Annotated in this window: 20 protein-coding genes and 4 tRNA genes; 9 read left to right on the top strand and 15 right to left on the bottom strand. The window is 70.4% G+C overall.

The window, feature by feature from the left end; translation table 11 throughout:
- Nucleotides 1-34: 34 nt before the first annotated feature.
- Together secE and ACIGA3_RS26235 are read right to left on the bottom strand one after the other, a co-directional pair.
- Nucleotides 35-319: a preprotein translocase subunit SecE gene (gene secE / locus ACIGA3_RS26240; protein ID WP_030811625.1), complete on the bottom strand. Its 285-nt coding sequence runs from the start codon at nucleotides 317-319 to the stop codon at nucleotides 35-37.
- 111 nt (nucleotides 320-430) lie between these two features.
- Nucleotides 431-503 (bottom strand) — tRNA-Trp (locus ACIGA3_RS26235).
- Between the two features lie 261 nt (nucleotides 504-764).
- Between ACIGA3_RS26235 and ACIGA3_RS26230 the strand changes: the two genes are divergently transcribed.
- The 3 genes from ACIGA3_RS26230 to ACIGA3_RS26220 all read left to right on the top strand — a co-directional run bounded on the left by ACIGA3_RS26230 (nucleotide 765) and on the right by ACIGA3_RS26220 (nucleotide 3,830).
- Complete coding sequence (locus ACIGA3_RS26230) at nucleotides 765-1,991, top strand: pyridoxal phosphate-dependent aminotransferase (protein WP_399720212.1); 1,227 nt, start codon at nucleotides 765-767, stop codon at nucleotides 1,989-1,991.
- A 133-nt stretch (nucleotides 1,992-2,124) separates the two neighbouring features.
- Nucleotides 2,125-3,165, top strand: a complete 1,041-nt coding sequence (locus tag ACIGA3_RS26225; RefSeq protein WP_399720210.1) for an adenosine deaminase — start codon at nucleotides 2,125-2,127, stop codon at nucleotides 3,163-3,165.
- A gap of 32 nt (nucleotides 3,166-3,197) precedes the next feature.
- Entirely contained in the window at nucleotides 3,198-3,830 is a 633-nt protein-coding gene (locus ACIGA3_RS26220; RefSeq protein WP_399720209.1) for an NAD(P)-dependent oxidoreductase, read from the top strand.
- Nucleotides 3,831-3,873: 43 nt separating this feature from the next.
- Here the strand turns inward: ACIGA3_RS26220 and ACIGA3_RS26215 are convergent, their stop codons facing one another.
- The 6 genes from ACIGA3_RS26215 to ACIGA3_RS26190 all read right to left on the bottom strand — a co-directional run bounded on the left by ACIGA3_RS26215 (nucleotide 3,874) and on the right by ACIGA3_RS26190 (nucleotide 6,439).
- Nucleotides 3,874-4,929, bottom strand: coding sequence for a UDP-N-acetylmuramate dehydrogenase (locus ACIGA3_RS26215; RefSeq protein WP_399720206.1), 1,056 nt, complete (start codon nucleotides 4,927-4,929; stop codon nucleotides 3,874-3,876).
- Nucleotides 4,930-5,007: 78 nt separating this feature from the next.
- Nucleotides 5,008-5,436, bottom strand: a complete 429-nt coding sequence (locus ACIGA3_RS26210) for a MaoC family dehydratase (protein WP_399720204.1) — start codon at nucleotides 5,434-5,436, stop codon at nucleotides 5,008-5,010.
- 6 nt (nucleotides 5,437-5,442) lie between these two features.
- Nucleotides 5,443-5,895, bottom strand: a complete 453-nt coding sequence (locus ACIGA3_RS26205) for a MaoC family dehydratase N-terminal domain-containing protein (RefSeq protein ID WP_399720201.1) — start codon at nucleotides 5,893-5,895, stop codon at nucleotides 5,443-5,445.
- 97 nt (nucleotides 5,896-5,992) lie between these two features.
- The gene (gene rpmG, locus ACIGA3_RS26200; protein WP_003948671.1) at nucleotides 5,993-6,157 is read right to left on the bottom strand and encodes a 50S ribosomal protein L33; all 165 of its coding nucleotides are present in this window, start codon (nucleotides 6,155-6,157) and stop codon (nucleotides 5,993-5,995) included.
- Between the two features lie 90 nt (nucleotides 6,158-6,247).
- Nucleotides 6,248-6,320, bottom strand: a tRNA-Met gene (locus tag ACIGA3_RS26195).
- Between the two features lie 46 nt (nucleotides 6,321-6,366).
- Nucleotides 6,367-6,439 (bottom strand) — tRNA-Thr (locus ACIGA3_RS26190).
- A gap of 244 nt (nucleotides 6,440-6,683) precedes the next feature.
- Between ACIGA3_RS26190 and ACIGA3_RS26185 the strand changes: the two genes are divergently transcribed.
- A complete protein-coding gene (locus ACIGA3_RS26185; RefSeq protein WP_399720198.1) occupies nucleotides 6,684-7,940 on the top strand; it encodes an amidohydrolase family protein in 1,257 nt (418 codons plus the stop codon).
- Between the two features lie 158 nt (nucleotides 7,941-8,098).
- Nucleotides 8,099-8,755 (top strand): SDR family oxidoreductase, encoded by a 657-nt coding sequence (locus ACIGA3_RS26180; protein ID WP_399720196.1) that lies wholly within the window; start codon nucleotides 8,099-8,101, stop codon nucleotides 8,753-8,755.
- A gap of 71 nt (nucleotides 8,756-8,826) precedes the next feature.
- Here ACIGA3_RS26180 and ACIGA3_RS26175 read toward each other — a convergent pair whose 3' ends face one another.
- Nucleotides 8,827-9,039 carry a hypothetical protein gene (locus ACIGA3_RS26175; RefSeq protein WP_399720193.1) on the bottom strand — a complete coding sequence of 71 codons (213 nt, stop codon included), beginning with the start codon at nucleotides 9,037-9,039 and terminating at the stop codon, nucleotides 8,827-8,829.
- Nucleotides 9,040-9,420: 381 nt separating this feature from the next.
- Between ACIGA3_RS26175 and ACIGA3_RS26170 the strand changes: the two genes are divergently transcribed.
- Both ACIGA3_RS26170 and ACIGA3_RS26165 read left to right on the top strand, forming a co-directional pair.
- Nucleotides 9,421-9,936, top strand: a complete 516-nt coding sequence (locus ACIGA3_RS26170) for a lamin tail domain-containing protein (protein WP_399720191.1) — start codon at nucleotides 9,421-9,423, stop codon at nucleotides 9,934-9,936.
- Nucleotides 9,937-10,089: 153 nt separating this feature from the next.
- The gene (locus ACIGA3_RS26165) at nucleotides 10,090-11,148 is read left to right on the top strand and encodes an HNH endonuclease (RefSeq protein ID WP_399720188.1); all 1,059 of its coding nucleotides are present in this window, start codon (nucleotides 10,090-10,092) and stop codon (nucleotides 11,146-11,148) included.
- 133 nt (nucleotides 11,149-11,281) lie between these two features.
- Here ACIGA3_RS26165 and ACIGA3_RS26160 read toward each other — a convergent pair.
- Nucleotides 11,282-11,363: transfer RNA gene (locus ACIGA3_RS26160), tRNA-Tyr, on the bottom strand.
- 222 nt (nucleotides 11,364-11,585) lie between these two features.
- Between ACIGA3_RS26160 and ACIGA3_RS26155 the strand changes: the two genes are divergently transcribed.
- Entirely contained in the window at nucleotides 11,586-12,074 is a 489-nt protein-coding gene (locus ACIGA3_RS26155) for a YajQ family cyclic di-GMP-binding protein (RefSeq protein WP_388996956.1), read from the top strand.
- Nucleotides 12,075-12,158: 84 nt separating this feature from the next.
- A complete protein-coding gene (locus tag ACIGA3_RS26150; RefSeq protein WP_217461841.1) occupies nucleotides 12,159-12,419 on the top strand; it encodes a hypothetical protein in 261 nt (86 codons plus the stop codon).
- A 22-nt stretch (nucleotides 12,420-12,441) separates the two neighbouring features.
- Here ACIGA3_RS26150 and ACIGA3_RS26145 read toward each other — a convergent pair whose 3' ends face one another.
- The 5 genes from ACIGA3_RS26145 to ACIGA3_RS26125 form a co-directional block, all read right to left on the bottom strand.
- The gene (locus tag ACIGA3_RS26145; protein ID WP_399720184.1) at nucleotides 12,442-12,708 is read right to left on the bottom strand and encodes a GlsB/YeaQ/YmgE family stress response membrane protein; all 267 of its coding nucleotides are present in this window, start codon (nucleotides 12,706-12,708) and stop codon (nucleotides 12,442-12,444) included.
- 105 nt (nucleotides 12,709-12,813) lie between these two features.
- A complete protein-coding gene (locus ACIGA3_RS26140) occupies nucleotides 12,814-13,212 on the bottom strand; it encodes a YccF domain-containing protein (protein WP_399720181.1) in 399 nt (132 codons plus the stop codon).
- Entirely contained in the window at nucleotides 13,209-14,072 is an 864-nt protein-coding gene (gene htpX, locus ACIGA3_RS26135; RefSeq protein WP_399720178.1) for a zinc metalloprotease HtpX, read from the bottom strand. The genes ACIGA3_RS26140 and htpX overlap by 4 nt, the downstream gene beginning before the upstream one ends.
- Before the next feature lie 146 nt (nucleotides 14,073-14,218).
- On the bottom strand, nucleotides 14,219-15,742 hold the full coding sequence (locus ACIGA3_RS26130; RefSeq protein WP_399720507.1) for an NADH-quinone oxidoreductase subunit N: 1,524 nt from the start codon (nucleotides 15,740-15,742) through the stop codon (nucleotides 14,219-14,221).
- Nucleotides 15,743-15,810: 68 nt separating this feature from the next.
- A complete protein-coding gene (locus ACIGA3_RS26125; protein WP_399720175.1) occupies nucleotides 15,811-17,385 on the bottom strand; it encodes a NuoM family protein in 1,575 nt (524 codons plus the stop codon).
- Between the last annotated feature and the right edge of the window lie 5 nt (nucleotides 17,386-17,390).

The following is a 17,390-nucleotide window of genomic DNA, read 5'->3' as shown; positions in this document are numbered from 1 at the left end:
AGGCGCCGGTACCACGGCGCCCTTCGCTCTTGGCTCAGCCGAAGACGTACTTGGCCGCATGGTTGAGGCCATAGTCAATCACGGTGACCAAGCCAATCATGATGACGACGAAGACGATCACAACGGTCGTGTACGACGTCAGCTGATTGCGGGTCGGCCAGACGACCTTGCGGAGTTCCGCGATGATCTGGCGGTAGAAGGTGGCAAGACGCTTCAGCGGGCCCTTCTTGGCTCGCTTGCCGCCCTTGCGGGGCTTCTTGGCATCCGACAGCTCGTCCTGGGCATCAGGCGTGTCGATGGAGCCCACGGCGTCCGTCATGCGTCCTCACCTGATCCCGGAATCGTGGCCGTGCCGCGCCCGGTGAATTCAGAGCCGCACGGCGGTGCATTGCTGTACGTACATACGCACACATCCTGGCGGTGTGTGTAGCAGGGCCGGAGGGACTTGAACCCCCAACCGCCGGTTTTGGAGACCGGTGCTCTACCAATTGAGCTACGACCCTTTGTTGTGTCCCCCAACCTACCGCATCCGTCCGACCGCTCGGTGTAGACCGGTCTCGCGGTGGCTGCTGGAGGCCAACGAGGTGAGAGTGTACGTGTTCAACGGCCCGGCGTCGAACAGAAAGTGCCCGGCCGGGGGCCCAGTGTGGAAGATCGTCCTGGCCGCGGCCCGGATTCGGACCCTTGTTCCGGTGGCCGCCCGGTGCTGTTCAGTCTGTGAAACCCGTGTGCCCGCCGTGTTTCCGGTCTGGAACGATGGGCGCATGAGCGCTGCAACCCCTCCCACCGAGCGCCGGGTCTCCGCCCGAGTCGGCGCGATCTCCGAGTCCGCCACCCTCGCCGTGGACGCCAAGGCCAAGGCCCTCAAGGCCGCCGGGCGTCCGGTGATCGGCTTCGGCGCCGGTGAACCCGACTTCCCGACCCCGGACTACATCGTCGAGGCGGCCGTAGAGGCCTGCCGGAACCCGAAGTACCACCGCTACACCCCGGCCGGCGGCCTGCCGGAGCTGAAGGCGGCCATCGCCGCGAAGACCCTGCGGGACTCGGGCTACGAGGTCGACGCCTCCCAGATCCTGGTGACCAACGGCGGCAAGCAGGCCATCTACGAGGCGTTCGCCGCGATCCTCGACCCGGGCGACGAGGTCATCGTCCCGGCCCCGTACTGGACCACGTACCCGGAGTCGATCCGGCTCGCGGGCGGTGTCCCGGTGGAGGTCGTGGCCGACGAGACGACCGGCTACCGCGTCACCGTCGAGCAGCTGGAGGCGGCGCGCACGGAGAAGACGAAGGTCGTCCTCTTCGTCTCCCCGTCCAACCCGACCGGCGCGGTCTACAGCGAGGCCGAGGCGGAGGCCATCGGCCGCTGGGCCGTCGAGCACGGCCTGTGGGTGCTGACCGACGAGATCTACGAGCACCTGGTCTACGGCGACGCCACCTTCGCCTCGCTCCCTGCGATCCTGCCCGAGCTGCGGGACAAGTGCGTCGTGGTCAACGGTGTCGCCAAGACGTACGCCATGACCGGCTGGCGGGTGGGCTGGGTCATCGGCCCGAAGGACGTGGTCAAGGCCGCGACCAACCTCCAGTCGCACGCCACCTCCAACGTCTCCAACGTGGCGCAGGCCGCCGCGCTGGCCGCCGTCTCCGGTGATCTGAAGGCCGTGGCGGAGATGCGCGAGGCGTTCGACCGGCGCCGCCGGACGATCGTGCGGATGCTGAACGAGATCGACGGCGTGCTCTGCCCGGAGCCCGAGGGCGCCTTCTACGTCTACCCGTCGGTGAAGGACCTGCTGGGCAGGGAGATCCGGGGCAAGCGCCCGGAGACCACCGTCGAGCTGGCCGCGCTGATCCTGGAGGAGGCCGAGGTCGCGGTCGTGCCGGGCGAGGCGTTCGGCACGCCGGGCTACCTGCGGCTCTCGTACGCGCTGGGTGACGAGGACCTGATCGAGGGCGTCAGCCGGATGCAGAAGCTGCTGGCGGAGGCGCGGGACTGAGGTCCCCTCTTTTCCAGGTCTTTTCCAAGCGGGCCGTCTTCCTCCGGGAAGGCGGCCCGCTTCTGTGTGCGAGCAAGCCCACTAAAGGGGAACCGGCTACCGGTGTGGCGTCCCGGTGCGGCAGGATCTCTGGATGGAGCGTGTACGTGATCTCTCGGAGCTTCCCAAGGCCCATCTGCATCTGCACTTCACCGGCTCGATGCGACCGGGCACCGTCCTGGAGCTGGCCGACAAATACGGGGTGCGGCTGCCCGAGACGCTGATCGAGGCCCTGACCAGCGGCGAACCGCCGAGACTGCGGGCCACCGACGAGCGCGGCTGGTTCCGCTTCCAGCGGCTTTACGACGCGGCGCGCTCGTGCGTGCGCGAGCCCGAGGACATCCGGCGGCTGGTCCGGGAGGCCGCCGAGGAGGATGTCCGGGACGGCTCGGGCTGGCTGGAGATCCAGGTGGACCCGACCTCGTACGCGCCCCGGCTGGGCGGGCTGATCCCGGCGCTGGAGATCATCCTGGACGCGGTGGACACGGCGTCCCGCGAGACCGGGCTCGGGATGCGGGTGCTGGTGGCCGCGAACCGGATGAAGCACCCGCTGGACGCGCGCACCCTGGCCCGGCTCGCGGTGCGGTACGCGGACCGGGGCATCGTCGGCTTCGGCCTCTCCAACGACGAGCGGCGCGGCATGGCCCGCGACTTCGACCGGGCCTTCCACATCGCCCGCGAGGGCGGCCTGCTGTCGGCGCCGCACGGCGGTGAGCTGACGGGGCCGGCGTCGGTGCGCGACTGCCTGGACGATCTGCACGCCACCCGGATCGGGCACGGGGTGCGCGCGGCGGAGGACCCGCGCCTGATGAAGCGGCTGGCGGACCGGGGCATCACCTGCGAGGTCTGCCCGTCGTCCAACGTGGCCCTCGGTGTCTACGAGAAGCCCGAAGACGTCCCCCTGCGCACCCTGTTCGAGAGCGGTGTCCCGCTGGCCCTCGGCGCCGACGACCCCCTTCTCTTCGGCTCCCGGCTGGCCGCCCAGTACGAGATCGCCCGCCACCACCACGCCTTCACGGACGCCGAACTCGCCGAACTGGCCCGCCAGTCGGTACGCGGCTCGGCGGCGCCGGCGGACACGAAGGAGCGCCTCCTTGCGGGCGTCGACGACTGGCTGACCCAGCCGGTGGCCTGAGGGGTACAGGGGTACAGGGGTACAGGGACGTCATGAGACTGACCGTTTTCGGCGCCACCGGCGGTGTGGGTGGCGAGATCGTCCGGCAGGCCCTGGACGGGGGGCACGAGGTGACGGCCGTCGTCCGGGACCCCGCCCGGCTCACCGTCACCGGGGACCGGCTGCACGTCGTCCGGGCCGACCTGTCCGACCCCGAGGCGCTGCGCGGCGCTGTCGCGGGCCGGGACGCGGTCCTGTCCGGGCTGGGCGCGCGCAGCCGCAAGGACGCGGGGGTGACCGCCCGGCTGACCCGCGTGGTGCTGGCCGCGATGGCGGCGGAGGGGACGCGGCGGCTGGTGATCGTCAGCGCCGCCCCGGTGGGCCCGGCCCCCGAGGACGACGGCCTCCTGGACCGCGCGCTGCGGTCCGTGGTGTCTTCCGTCTTCAAGGACGTCTACGCCGACCTGCGCGAGACGGAGGCGGAGCTGGCCCGCAGCACGACCGAGTGGACGTCGGTGCGCCCGCCGCGCCTGCTGGACCGGCCCCTGACCGGCCGCTACCGCACGGTGCTGGGCGGCTTCCCGCGCGGCGGCCGGGCCATCGGGCGGGCGGACGTGGCGCACGCGATGCTGGCGACGACCGGTGACCCGGCGACGGTCCGGCAGGGCGTCGGGGTGGCGTACTAGTCGGGTGGCGTACTAGTCGGGGGGCGTACTAGTCGGTGGCGTACTAGAGGCCGACGCCGATGGTCACTGGTTCGTTGACCAGTGTCACGCCGAATGCCTCGTGGACGCCGGCGACGACCTCGCGGGCCAGGGCCAGCAGGTCCTCGGTGGTGGCCTCGCCCCGGTTGGTGAGGGCGAGGGTGTGCTTGGTGGAGATACGGGCGGGCCCGGTGCCGTACCCCTTGGTGAAGCCGGCCTTGTCGATCAGCCAGGCCGCGGAGGTCTTCGTACGCCCCTCCCCCGCCGGGTAGGCGGGCGGCGTCGCGTCCTCGCCGAGCCGTTCCCGCACCCGGTCCCGGAACGCGGCGAACTGGTCCTCGTCGAGGATCGGGTTGGTGAAGAAGGACCCGGCGGACCAGGTGTCGTGGTCCTCGGCGTCGAGGACCATGCCCTTGCCCGCGCGCAGCTTCAGCACGGTCTCGCGGGCGGCGGCCAGCGGCACCCGGTCGTCCGGCTCGACGCCGAGGACGCGCGCGGTCTCCGCGTACCGGATCGGCGCCGAGAGCCCGCCCGCGTCCTCCAGCCCGAAGCGGACGCGGAGCACGACATGGCGCTCGGGGTCGGCCTTGAAGCGGCTGTGGCGGTAGGAGAAGGCGCACTCCTCGCCGGTGAGCGTGACCGTCTCGCCCGCCCGGCGGTCGTAGGCGACCACCTCGGTGATGGTGGCGGAGACCTCCTGGCCGTACGCGCCGACGTTCTGGATCGGGGTGGCGCCGGCCGAGCCGGGGATACCGGCCAGGCATTCGATCCCGGCGAGCCCGGCCTCGACGGTGCGGGCGACGGCGTCGGTCCAGACCTCGCCGGCGGCCAGTTCCAGGGTGGTGCCACGCAGTTCGACACCACGGGTGGCGATGCGCAGGGCGGTGCCGTCGAAGCCCTTGTCGCCGATGACCAGGTTGGAGCCGCCGCCGATGACGAGCAGCGGGGTACCGCTGTCGTCGGCCTCGCGGACGGCGGCGATCACCTCGGCGTCGGTGGTGGCGGTGACCAGCCGGGTCGCGGGACCGCCCAGCCGGAAGGTGGTCAGCGGGGCGAGGGGGGCGTCGTGGAGTACGTGCACGGGGCAAGACTACGAGACGCGGGAAACGGTAAGGGGCGCCCGCCATTGCCGGACGCCCCTTACTTCTGCCGCTGTGTGTCAGGCCAGCCGGACGACCGCCCTGGACATGCCCAGCACCTTCAGCCCGGCGCTGGTCGCGACGAGGTCGACGCGGACGGTGTTGTCGTCCAGCTTGGCCGCGACCTTGGCCGAGACCTCGATCAGCGCGCCCTTGTCGTCGTCGGGCACGGGGACCGGCTTGGTGAAGCGGACGCCGTACTCCACGACCGCGGCCGGGTCACCGGTCCAGTCGGTGACGACGCGGATCGCCTCGGCCATGGTGAACATGCCGTGCGCGATGACGTCCGGCAGGCCGACCTCCTTGGCGAACCGCTCGTTCCAGTGGATGGGGTTGAAGTCCCCGGAGGCGCCCGCGTAGCGCACGAGCGTGGCGCGGGTCACGGGGAAGGTCTGCGCCGGGAGTTCGGTGCCGACCTCGATGTCGTCGTACGCGATCTTCGCGGTCATCGCTGCTCAGACCTCCTCGGCCGCGCGGGCCACCAGCTTGGTCCAGGCGGTCACCACGTGTTCGCCGGACTCGTCGTGCACCTCACCCCGGATGTCCAGGATGTCGTTGCCCGCCATGGACTTGATGGCCTCGATGGTGGAGGTGACGGTGAGACGGTCACCGGCGCGCACCGGGCGGGTGTAGGCGAACTTCTGGTCGCCGTGCACCACGCGGCTGTAGTCCAGGCCGAGCTGGGGGTCCTCGATGACCTGTCCGGCGGCGCGGAAGGTGATGGAGAACACGAAGGTCGGCGGGGCGATCACATCGGCGTGCCCGTAAGCCTTGGCGGCCTCCGGGTCGGTGTACGCCGGGTTGGTGTCGCCGACGGCCTCGGCGAACTCGCGGATCTTCTCGCGGCCCACCTCATAGGGCGCGGTGGGCGGGTAGGTACGCCCCACGAAGGACTGGTCGAGCGCCATGGGCCCGGCACCTCCTGGTCTAGCGGAATGACTGCTGGAAAACGACTTGAGGCCGCCCCCCATAGTGCCGGGGGCGACCTCAAGTACGAGCCTGAAATTATCGCGTTTCGCGATGCGCGGTGTGCGCATTGCAACGCGGGCAGTGCTTCTTCATCTCCAGACGATCCGGGTTGTTACGCCGGTTCTTCTTGGTGATGTAGTTCCGCTCCTTGCACTCCACGCAGGCCAGCGTGATCTTCGGGCGGACGTCGGTGGCAGCCACGTGAGTGCTCCTAGGACGAACGGATGGGCTAGTTCAACGCATGTAAGAGTAGCCGATCGAAGGACCGACCCCGCAATCGGCTACTATCAGTAGCGGTGACCGGACTTGAACCGGTGACACAGCGATTATGAGCCGCTTGCTCTACCGACTGAGCTACACCGCTTTGATGAGATCGGAACCCGCCTTACGGCGGGTACCTCTCACACCAGAGCCCCAAAACGGAATCGAACCGTTGACCTTCTCCTTACCATGGAGACGCTCTGCCGACTGAGCTATTGGGGCGAGCGAGGAAGACATTACACGGTCCGCCGCCGTTCGCCCAAATCCGTATCCGGGCGCCCATCACGGGCCGTCTCCCGGGCCCCTGGAGCCGCTCCGGCACCGCCCAGGACCCGTGCCACGCCGGTACGACTATTGCCCTCCTCCGCGGTCCGCGCGGCCGTCGACCCTACGCTCGACCCACTTCGCGTGATCTTGATCTCTCCCCCTGATCTCTGTCCCCCGCTTCCTGGAGTCCGAGAGCCCGATGCCCGACAGCCAGCCGCCGCCGCACCCCGCTCCGGAGCCGCCGGGCCCCGCCGATCAGGGCGCCCTCGTGCTGTGCGGGGCGCGGCTCACCGACGGGCGGACGGTGGACGTACGGCTGGGCGGCGGGCGCATCGAGGCGGTCGGCACGGCGGGCAGCCTGGCGCGAGGCCCCGCCCGCGCCGGCGCCCCACGGGTGGACCTGCGCGGCTATCTGCTGCTCCCGGCCCCCGTCGAGCCGCACGCCCACGGCGACACCTGCCTGACCGCCGAACCCCCCGGCCCGGCCTCGACCGCCCCCGAGGACGTGCAACGCAGAGTGACCGAGGCGACCCTGCTCCAGCTCGGACACGGCGCGACGGCGGTACGGGCCCAGGTGCGGATCGGCGATGTACAGGGACTCGGCGCGCTGGAGGCGGTGCTCCAGGCCCGCCGTTCGCTGCGCGGGCTCGCGGAGCTGACCACGGTGGCGGTGCCGAGGCTGCTGACCGGGATCGCGGGCGCGGACGGTCTGGCGATGCTGCGGGACGCGGTGAAGATGGGCGCCTCCGTGGTGGGCGGCTGCCCCGACCTGGACCCCGACCCCATCGGCTATGTGGAGGCGGTGCTGGAGGTGGCCGCCGAGCAGGGCTGCCCGGTCGATCTGCACACCGACGCCGCCGACTCCGCCCGGCTGTCCCGGCTCGCGGCGATGGCGGGCGGGCTGCGCCCCGGTGTGGCGCTCGGCCCGTGCGCGGGTCTGGCCCGGCTGCCCGCCGAGACGGCCCACCGCGTGGCGGACCGGCTCGCGGCGGCGGGTATCGCGGTGGTGTGCCTGCCCCAGGGCGGCTGCGCGGGCACTGACCGGCGGGGCACCGCGCCGGTACGGCTGCTGCGCGCGGCCGGGGTACGGGTCGCGGCGGGCAGCGGCGCCCTGCGGGACGTGGCCAACCCGGTGGGCCGGGGCGATCCGCTGGAGGCGGCGTATCTCCTCGCCTCCGGCCACGGCATGCGCCCGGCCGACGCCTACGACGCGGTGAGCGCGTCGGCGCGGGCGGTGCTGGGGCTGCCGGAGGTGCGGGTGGAGGCGGGGTTCCCGGCCGAGCTGCTGGCGGTGCGTGGGGACCAGCTGGCGGGGGCCCTGTCGCTGGCGTACAGCCGGATCGTCGTACATCGGGGGCGGGTGGTGGCCCGGACGAGCGCGGTGCGGGAGTACTGCAACTCGGCGGCCGAGGCGGAGTTGGGGCTGCCTCGGCAGGGGCGCGGGAAGCTGTCATAACAGCGTTTTATCTGCGGGGAGTTGAGCTTGTCGCGGTACGGGCGGGCGCCGCGTGCGCCCCCGGTTGCCGCCGTGCGCCGTGGTCCCTCGGGGGGAAGCTCTGCGGCCGGCTCGGGCTCGTGGGGCGAATGGGTTGTGCCGGGCGTACGGTCGTAGTCATGCGCATTGTCATCGCTGGAGGTCATGGTCAGATCGCGCTGCGGCTGGAGCGGCTGCTCTCGGCGCGCGGGGACGAGGTCGCGGGCATCATCCGCAAGCCGGAACAGGCGGCGGATCTGCGGGCGGCCGGTGCCGACCCGGTCCTGCTGGACCTGGAGTCCGCGTCGGTGGAGGAGGTCGCGGAGCGGTTGCGGGGTGCCGACGCGGCGGTGTTCGCGGCGGGCGCCGGCCCGGGCAGCGGCAACGCCCGCAAGGAGACGGTGGACAAGGGCGCGGCGGTGCTGTTCGCGGACGCGGCGGTGCGGGCCGGGGTACGCCGGTTCGTGGTGGTCTCCTCGATGGGCGCGGACCCCTCGCACACCGGTGACGAGACCTTCGACGTGTACCTGCGGGCCAAGGGCGAGGCCGACGCGTACGTCACCGCGCAGGACGCCCTCGACTGGACGATCCTGCGCCCCGGTTCGCTGACGAACGAGCCGGGCACGGGGCTGGTCGAGCTGGCGGCGCACACCGGGCGGGGTCAGGTCGCGCGGGACGACGTGGCGGCCGTGCTGGCGGAGCTGGTGGAGACCTCGTCGACGGCGGGGCTGACGCTGGAACTGATCGAGGGGTCGGTGCCGGTGGCGGTCGCGGTGAAGGCGGTCGCGGGGAACTGAGGGGTGCTCAGCGGGGCTTTCGTGTCCGTTGGTTGGTGCCCTGGCGGCGCGTTGGCGGGACCTCGGCGCGGTCAGAAGAGCGGGAGCTGGCCGGGGAAGTCAGGGACGACATAGCCGTCCAGCGTGGGCTGGGCCGCGCCGATCTGGGCGGGCTGCCGGGAGCCCGCGCACGAGACCATCTCCTGGCTCTCCCGCGCGCCGGGCGGGTCGTGGCGCGCGAATCGGCCGGCGACGACGGCGATCTCGCGGTGGCACACGGGACAGGTTCTGCGGCGCGAGGACATGGGGCCAGTGTGCCCCGAGGGTCTGACAGGACGACCGGGGACCACCCTCGGCCCCGGACCTCTGTTACTCACTTTCGGGTGACGCCCCTGGAGCGGCTGGGGTGGCGTGACCTGGCGAAACAGCGCCTCGCCTCAGTGATCACAAGGATTCTCGGCCCACATAGGCGTCAACTCGGTGCATTTTTCCTATGAATGGACGTTACAGGCGAGAGTCACGGAAATATGGCCGATCGGTAACACGGTTCACGTATCCACCACATCTCGTCCGCATCTCGGACAAGGTTGTGAATGCGCGGCCAGCTGGTCGCCATCCGCACACCGCACGCCTTCCGCATACGGTTGCCCCGTATACGGGTGTGCCCGCACCTTGCAGGAGCCCCTGTGACTGCTTCGTCTTCCGTGACCGCCCGTCGCCTGGCCGCCGCCGCTCTCGCCGCCGGGGCGCTGGTCGGAGCGGTGGCCCTGCCGGCCTCCGCCGCGGACCGCTCGCACCGCGAGAACGTCGAGATCAGCCGCGTGCAGTACGACTCTCCCGGTTGGGACAACGGCTCCAACCGCTCCCTCAACAACGAGTGGGTGGAGGTCACCAACAACTCCCGCCACCGGGTGAACCTCGACGGCTGGAGGCTGACGGAGGACCGGCGCGGGGTCACCTACACGTTCCGCCACTTCAGCCTCGGCGGCCACCAGTCGGTCCGCGTCCACACGGGCGTCGGCCGTGACACCTCGCGCGACCTGTTCCAGGACCGCCGCAACTACGTCTGGGACAACCGCCGCGACACCGCGACGCTCCGCAACGACAACCGCCGCGTCGTCGACAGCGCCTCGTGGGGCGACCGCAACCACCGCGACGACGACAACCGCGGCCACGACGGCCGCGGCCACCACCGCCGCTGAACCTTGTGACGAACGGCGCGGCACCTCTCTCGGGGGGTGCCGCGCCGCTTTTGTGCCTGAACTCCCTTCGAAAGTTCCGAGTTCAGAACCTCCGGATGTGCAGGGCGCAGCCGCCGTGGCGCCGCTGTCAGCACGTGACCGTAGCCTTCGGCCATGCGCATAGGTTCGATCACACGTGACGCCGTACTCAAGACCATCGCCGAGTACGACCAACTGGGCCGGACGGAGTTCCTTACCAAGTACGGCTTCGCCGAGTCCCTTTCCTACGTTCTCGTGTACGAGGGGCGTTGGTACGACTCCAAGGCCATCGCCGGTGCGGCACACCAGTGGGACCACGGCCGGGCACTGCTGCCCTCGGAATTCAGCGGCGGCAGGGATCATGCAGCAGCCTGGCTCAAACAAGCCGGGTTCACAGTCAAGACCGTCAAGAACCCTGACTGGGCACGTGATGAGATCATCCTGGCCTGTCAGCTTGTGATGGCCAACGGCTGGAGGGGGCTCGACGCGAGCGACCAGCGTGTCGTCGAGCTATCCGGCCTCTTGCAACTGATGCCGATTCACGCCGAAGCCGACCGCAACGAAAAGTTCCGGAACCCGAATGGGGTGGCCAGGAAGACGTTCGACATTGCGACACGGCATCCGGAATACCGAGGCAAGCCCACCAACGGCGGAGCCCTCGATGTTGAAGTGCTGAATGACTTCCTTGCCAAGCCGGCCGAGATGACTGAGGTGGCTCAGCTCATCCGGCAGGGCATCGCCACAGGCGACCTCCAGGACCTCGCGCCCGACCAGGAGGAGGAACTGGATGACTACAGCGCGCCCGAGGGACGCCTGCTGATGCGTCGGCACAGGAGCCGGGAACGGAACAAGGCCCTGCGCAAGAAGAAAATCGCTGCGGTCCTCCGACAGGGCGGACGTCTCGCATGCGAGGCGTGCGGCTTCGATTTTCAGGAGGTCTACGGCGAGCGCGGAAACGGCTACATCGAGTGTCACCACGTCGTCCCCCTGCACGAGGCCGGCGAAGGCCGCACCAAGCTCAGTGACCTCGCCCTCATCTGCGCCAACTGCCACCGAATGATCCACCGCCGCGCACCGTGGCCTACGCCTAAGGAACTCCAGGCACTCATTGAGACCCGCCGGGTGAGCCAGAGCTCCATCCCTGGGCAGCAACAGATCACGTCGGGTGCTGAGGAGTCCGGTCACCTCGCGTAGGGGGCCGGGCGCCGCTGCCAGGTGCCTGTGTTGAGTCAGCGCAGGCAGGAGTGGGGCCCACTGCGGTCACCCAAAACGAAGAAACCCCCTCCGAACAGCCGTAATGGCTGTTCGGAGGGGGTTTTTCCCAATGTGGCGGCGCCAGGATTCGAACCTGGGAAGGCTGAGCCGGCAGATTTACAGTCTGCTCCCTTTGGCCGCTCGGGCACACCGCCTGGGTTGTTGTAAGGGGGCCCGCCTTGGCGATGCTCCCTGGCAACGACGTAAACGATACCTGATGCGAGGGGGTGCTTCGCCACCCGGTTGATCGCCGTTCCCGGGGTCCGGGGGTGGCTAGGCTGGTGCGGATGCGGTCCGGCTGGATGCCGGGCTCGGCGGCCGGCGCCCCGGCGCACGGTCCGCACCCGTTCCGCCCCCGATGCAAGGAGCCACAGGACATGGCCGACTCCAGTTTCGACATCGTCTCGAAGGTCGAGCGGCAGGAGGTCGACAACGCCCTCAACCAGACCGCCAAGGAGATCTCGCAGCGCTACGACTTCAAGGGCGTGGGCGCCTCGATCTCGTGGTCCGGCGAGAAGATCCTCATGGAGGCGAACTCCGAGGACCGGGTCAAGGCCGTGCTCGACGTCTTCGAGTCCAAGCTGATCAAGCGTGGCATCTCCCTCAAGTCGCTGGACGCGGGCGAGCCCCAGCTGTCCGGCAAGGAGTACAAGATCTTCGCGTCCATCGAGGAGGGCATCTCCCAGGACAACGCCAAGAAGGTGGCGAAGATCATCCGCGATGAGGGCCCCAAGGGCATCAAGGCCCAGGTCCAGGGCGAGGAGCTGCGCGTCAGCTCCAAGAGCCGCGACGACCTCCAGACCGTCATCGCGCTGCTCAAGGGCAAGGACTTCGACTTCGCGCTGCAGTTCGTGAACTACCGGTAGGACTTCCGGCAGGACACACCGCTGAGCGCGGGCCCCGCCCCGGCTTCCCCGGCGGCGGGGCCGGCCATGTGCGATCGTTCCCGCATGAGCAGTGACTACGACCGTGTCCGCACCGGTATCGAGTTCATGACTGCCTATGTCTCCGGGGACGAGCTCCTGACGGAGTATCTGGAGGAGCGGCGGCAGGAGGACCCCGCGGCGACGGACACGCTGCTGGACGGTACGGCGGCCCTGTGCGCGGCGCTGCTGCACACGCTGGCCCGTACGACGCGGCGCTCCGAGCACGAGATCCTCCAGGAGCTGGCCCGCGGCACCCACCGCAGCGAACGCCGCTCCGAGGACTGAGCCCCTCCTGAGAAGACCCCGCTCAGTCGCGGCTGTTGCCGAAGATGACCCGGTAGAGGACCAGCAGGACCAGGGAGCCGCCGATCGCGGCGGCCCAGGTGGCGCCGTCGTAGAAGTGCTTGGAGACCGGGTGGTCCAGCCAGCGCGACGAGATCCAGCCGCCGATGAAGGCGCCCGCGACGCCGATCAGGGTCGTGCCGATGAAGCCGCCCGGGTCACGGCCGGGCAGCAGCAGCTTGGCGATGGCTCCGGCCAGCAGGCCCAGGATGATCCAACCGAGAATGCTCATGCCAGGAACCTGCCCTCCCGCGCCACGTCCGCACACCTGGCCGCGTAAGAAGCCGGTGTGCCCTGTCAGGTCGTAGGACGCCGCGCGGGCGGGTTCCGGTTGCCCTCAGGCGACGCGCGCCCCGAACGGCTCGTCCGTGCGGACGATCTCGCGGCCCAGCGGGAGCAGGGACACCGGGATCAGCTTGAAGTTGGCGATGCCGAACGGGATGCCGATGATCGTCAGGCACAGCGCGATGCCCGTGGTGATGTGGGCCAGGGCCAGCCACCACCCCGCCAGTACCAGCCAGAGCACATTGCCGACGCACGAGGGCGCGCCCGCCTCCCCGCGCTCGATCGTGGTGTACCCGAAGGGCCACAGGGCGTAGACGCCGATACGGAAGGCGGCTATCCCGAAGGGGATGCCGATGATCGTGACGCACAGCAGCACGCCGGCGAGCAGGTAGCCGAGGAACAGCCAGAAGCCGCTCAGGACGAGCCAGATGATGTTCAGTAGGGTCTTCACCGGTTTCGACCTGCCATCTTCTCCAGTCGGGCGATCCGCTCGGCCATCGGCGGGTGCGTGGAGAACATCCGCGAGAGTCCCTGGCCGGGCCGGAACGGGTTGGCGATCATCATGTGGCTCGCGGTCTCGATACGCGGCTCCGGGGGCAGCGGGAGCTGCTGGGTGCCGCTCTCCAGCTTGCGCAGCGCGTCCGCGAGGGCCAGCGGGTCGCCGGTGAGCTGGGCGCCGGAGGCGTCCGCCTCGTACTCCCTGGAGCGGCTGACGGCCATCTGGATGAGGGTGGCCGCGAGCGGGCCGAGGAGCATGGTCAGCAGCATGCCGATCAGGCCCGGACCCTCGTCGTCGTCCGAGCGGCCGATCGGGATCAGCCACGCGAAGTTGACCAGGAACATGATCACGGAGGCGAGGGCGCCGGCCACGGACGAGATGAGGATGTCGCGGTTGTAGACATGGCTCAGCTCATGGCCGAGGACACCGCGCAGCTCGCGCGGGTCGAGCAGGCGCAGGATGCCCTCGGTGCAGCAGACGGCCGCGTGGCGCGGGTTGCGGCCGGTGGCGAAGGCGTTGGGGGCCTCCGTGGGCGAGATGTACAGCCGGGGCATGGGCTGGCGGGCCTCGGTGGAGAGCTCGCGCACGATGCGGTACAGCTCGGGTGCCTCGAACTCGCTCACCGGGCGCGCCCGCATGGCGCGCAGGGCCAGCTTGTCGCTGTTCCAGTACGCGTACGCGTTCGTGCCGAGCGCCACCAGGACCGCGACGATCAGCCCCGTACGGCCGAAGAAGCTGCCGATGACGATGATGATCGCCGACAGTGCCCCGAGGAGTACTGCGGTCCTGAGCCCGTTGTGCCGGCGGTGCACCCTGGCCCTCCAAATCGTGCGGCGGGGGAACCCTTCGGTCCAGTGGACCCTCCCGTTCTGGTCAACGCGAGGCGACGGCCGCGAGTTCCCAGGTGGGCGCGGTGGCGCGGACACCCGTACGAGTGAGGGGCTGCCGGCGGCGCCCGTCAGAAGAGGCTGGTGGCGGCGAAGCGCAGCACCAGCTGGGGTGCGCCCGAGAGGGCCACGCCGACGGCGCCGGTGAGGGCGAGCGCGACGGTGAGCGGGGCGGGGACGCGGTGCCGTACGGGTTCGCCCTCGGGGGCGCGGAACAGCAGGGCCGTCCACCGGAGGTAGTAGTAGAGCGCGATCACGACGTTGACGGCCATGACCACGGCGAGCCAGCCGAGCCCGGCGTCCACGGCCGCGGAGAACACCGTGACCTTGGCGAAGAGCCCGATCACGCCGGGCGGGAGTCCGGCCAGGCACAGCAGGAAGAAGGCCAGGAGGACGGCGGTGACCGGGTTGGTGGCGTACAGGCCCCGGTAGTCGCTGATCCGGTTGAGCCGCTTCGTACGGCCCACCAGGGCGGCCACCGCGAAGGCGCCGAGGTTCACGGCGGCGTACATCAGGGCGTAGGCGACGGTGGAGCCGATCGCCTTCTGGCCGTCCCCGGTGTATCCGGCGGCGGCGATCGGCACCAGGAGGTAGCCGGCCTGGCCGATGGAGGACCAGGCGAGGAGGCGTACGGCGCTGTACGCGCGCGTGGCCCGCTGCCGCAGGGCGCCGGCGTTCCCGGCGGTCATGGTGAGCGCGGCCAGGACGGCGAGGGCGGGGCCCCAGACGTCGGCGTACGCCGGGAAGGCGATCACGGTGACGAGGATCAGGCCGGAGAAGCCGACGGCCTTGCCCACGACCGAGAGGTAGGCGGCGACCGGGAGCGGCGCGCCCACGTAGGTCTCGAGGACCCAGAAGTGGAAGGGCACGGCGGCCGTCTTGAAGGCGAAGCCGATCAGGGTGAGGACGACGCCGGTCTGGACGAGGGTGTGGAGCTGGCCGTCGACCTGAGGGAGGCGCCGGGCGATCTCGGTGAGGTGCAGGGTGCCGGTGGCGGCGTAGACGAAGCTGACGCCCATCAGGCTGACGGCGGTGGCGGTGACCGAGGAGAGGAAGAACTTCAGGGCGGCCTCGGCCGAGCGCGCCTCGCCGTGCCGGATGCCGACGAGGGCGAAGGCGGGCAGGGAGGCGACCTCCAGGGCGACGATCAGGGTGGCGAGGTCGCGGGAGGCGGGCAGCAGGGCGGCGCCGGCCGCCGAGGAGAGCAGCAGGAACCAGAACTCGCCGGCCGGGACGCGCCGCCGGTCGTCCTGGACGCCGGTCACGGACAGCAGGGCCGCGAGCAGGGCGCCGCCGAGGACGAGGAACTGGATGACGACCGTGAAGTGGTCGGCGGTGTAGCTGCACGCGCGCGTGGAGCCGGTCAGGCAGAAGGTGGCGCGGTCGCCGTTCAGCAGGGGCAGCAGCATGAGCGCGGCGGCGGCCAGGCCCGCGATGGAGAGCCATCCCAGGAGCGGCTTGCGGCCCTCGGGCAGGAACAGGTCGGTGACGAGCACGGCGAGGGCCGTGACGGCGACGATGACGGGCGGGGCGACGGCGAGCCAGTCGACGGACTGGATCAGTGCGTCGACCGCCGGTGCGGCCAGGTGCTCCACCGCCGCCTGGGCCGCCGTGTGGAGCGCATAGTCGGCCGCGTGGCCGCCGGGGGACTGGGCCAGGGCGCTCATCGGGTGCCTCCTGCGAGGAGCTGCTGCACGGCCGGGTCGCTGAGGCCGAGCAGGGCCCTGGGCCAGAGTCCGGCGAGGACGGTGAGGACGACGAGCGGGGTCCAGGCGGCGAACTCGTAGCCGCGTACGTCGGCGAGTTCGGGCAGGTCCTGGTTCGGGTCGCCCATGCAGACGCGGCGGACCACGACCAGCAGGTACGCGGCGGTCAGCAGGGTGCCGAAGGCGCCGATCGCCAGGAAGACGAGGTAGGCGGGGCGGCTGAGCCCGGCGGCGGGCTGGAACGCGCCGAACAGGGCGAGCATCTCGCCCCAGAACCCGGCGAGTCCGGGCAGCCCGAGCGAGGCGACGGCGCCGAAAGCGAGCAGCCCGCCGAGACGCGGGGCCCTTCCGTACAGGGCGCCCCCGCTGTGCGCGGCCAGGGTGTCGAGGTCGGTGTTGCCGGTGCGGTCCTTCAGGGCGCCGACCAGGAAGAACAGCAGGCCGGTGATGAGGCCGTGGGCGATGTTGGCGAACAGGGCGCCGTTGACGCCGGTCGGGGTCATGGTGGAGATGCCGAGCAGTACGAAGCCCATGTGGCCGACCGAGGAGTAGGCGATCAGCCGCTTCAGGTCGCCCTTCGCACCCCGCTTGGCGAGGGCGAGGCAGGCCAGGGACCCGTAGATGATGCCGACGACGGCGAACGCGGCGAGGTAGGGCGCGAAGACCCGGAATCCGTCGGGCGCGACCGGGAGCAGGATGCGGACGAACCCGTACGTGCCCAGCTTCAGCAGGACGCCGGCGAGCAGCACCGAGCCGACGGTCGGGGCGGCGGTGTGGGCGTCCGGGAGCCAGCTGTGCAGGGGCCACATCGGGGCCTTCACGGCGAGCCCGATCCCGATCGCCAGAACGGCGATGACCTGCACGGACGTGGTCAGCGACCGGCCGTTGTCAGTGGCGAGTGCCACCATGTCGAACGTGCCCGCTTTGATCCCGATCAGGAGCAGGCCGAGCAGCATGATCACGGAGCCGAGCAGCGTGTACAGGATGAACTTCCACGCGGCGCGGGTCCGGCCCTCGCCGCCCCAGCGGGCGATGAGGAAGTACATCGGGATCAGCACGGTCTCGAAGGCGAGGAAGAAGAGGACGAGGTCGAGCACGGCGAAGGAGGCGAGGGTGCCGCCTTCGAGCAGCAGTACCAGGGCGGTGAACGCCTTCGGGGAGGGTCCCGTGGGCGGCTTGAAGTAGGAGTAGAGCGCGCAGAGGAAGGTCAGCAGCGCGGTCAGGAGAAGAAGGGGGAGGGAGATGCCGTCGATGCCGAGGTGGATGCGCACCTGGAGTGCGGGAATCCAGCTGATGTCGGTCGTGGCCTGCATCTTCGAGGGGTGGTCGTGGTCGAAACCGAGCGCGAGGACGATCGCGGCGATGAGGACCACGCCGGTCACGCTCACGCCGTGCCGGAGCACGGCCTGCTCGGGCGACTTCCCCTTCAGTCCCGGCGGGGCCGGGAGAAGAGCGGCGGCCGCGCCGAGGAGCGGCACGGCGACGACGAACGCCAGAAGGAACTGCATCACTGATTCGCTGATACCGATCACGCCGG

Origin of the sequence: Streptomyces sp. NPDC085596, assembly GCF_044541565.1 — a bacterium.
Taxonomy (GTDB): domain Bacteria; phylum Actinomycetota; class Actinomycetes; order Streptomycetales; family Streptomycetaceae; genus Streptomyces.
Note: the sequence above shows the minus strand (reverse complement) of the source record. Positions and strands in the feature narration are given on the sequence as shown.

Coding starts and splice junctions, on each gene's coding strand:
- ACIGA3_RS26155 (WP_388996956.1), top strand. CDS start 11,586: ATGGCCGACTCCAGTTTCGACATCGTCTCGAAGGTCGAGCGGCAGGAG.
- ACIGA3_RS26150 (WP_217461841.1), top strand. CDS start 12,159: ATGAGCAGTGACTACGACCGTGTCCGCACCGGTATCGAGTTCATGACT.
- ACIGA3_RS26165 (WP_399720188.1), top strand. CDS start 10,090: ATGCGCATAGGTTCGATCACACGTGACGCCGTACTCAAGACCATCGCC.
- secE (WP_030811625.1), bottom strand. CDS start 319: ATGACGGACGCCGTGGGCTCCATCGACACGCCTGATGCCCAGGACGAG.
- ACIGA3_RS26205 (WP_399720201.1), bottom strand. CDS start 5,895: ATGGCGCTCGACCAGTCCTTCGTGGGGCGTACCTACCCGCCCACCGCG.
- ACIGA3_RS26225 (WP_399720210.1), top strand. CDS start 2,125: ATGGAGCGTGTACGTGATCTCTCGGAGCTTCCCAAGGCCCATCTGCAT.
- ACIGA3_RS26145 (WP_399720184.1), bottom strand. CDS start 12,708: ATGAGCATTCTCGGTTGGATCATCCTGGGCCTGCTGGCCGGAGCCATC.
- ACIGA3_RS26185 (WP_399720198.1), top strand. CDS start 6,684: ATGCCCGACAGCCAGCCGCCGCCGCACCCCGCTCCGGAGCCGCCGGGC.
- ACIGA3_RS26210 (WP_399720204.1), bottom strand. CDS start 5,436: ATGACCGCGAAGATCGCGTACGACGACATCGAGGTCGGCACCGAACTC.
- ACIGA3_RS26175 (WP_399720193.1), bottom strand. CDS start 9,039: ATGTCCTCGCGCCGCAGAACCTGTCCCGTGTGCCACCGCGAGATCGCC.
- ACIGA3_RS26230 (WP_399720212.1), top strand. CDS start 765: ATGAGCGCTGCAACCCCTCCCACCGAGCGCCGGGTCTCCGCCCGAGTC.
- ACIGA3_RS26220 (WP_399720209.1), top strand. CDS start 3,198: ATGAGACTGACCGTTTTCGGCGCCACCGGCGGTGTGGGTGGCGAGATC.
- ACIGA3_RS26180 (WP_399720196.1), top strand. CDS start 8,099: ATGCGCATTGTCATCGCTGGAGGTCATGGTCAGATCGCGCTGCGGCTG.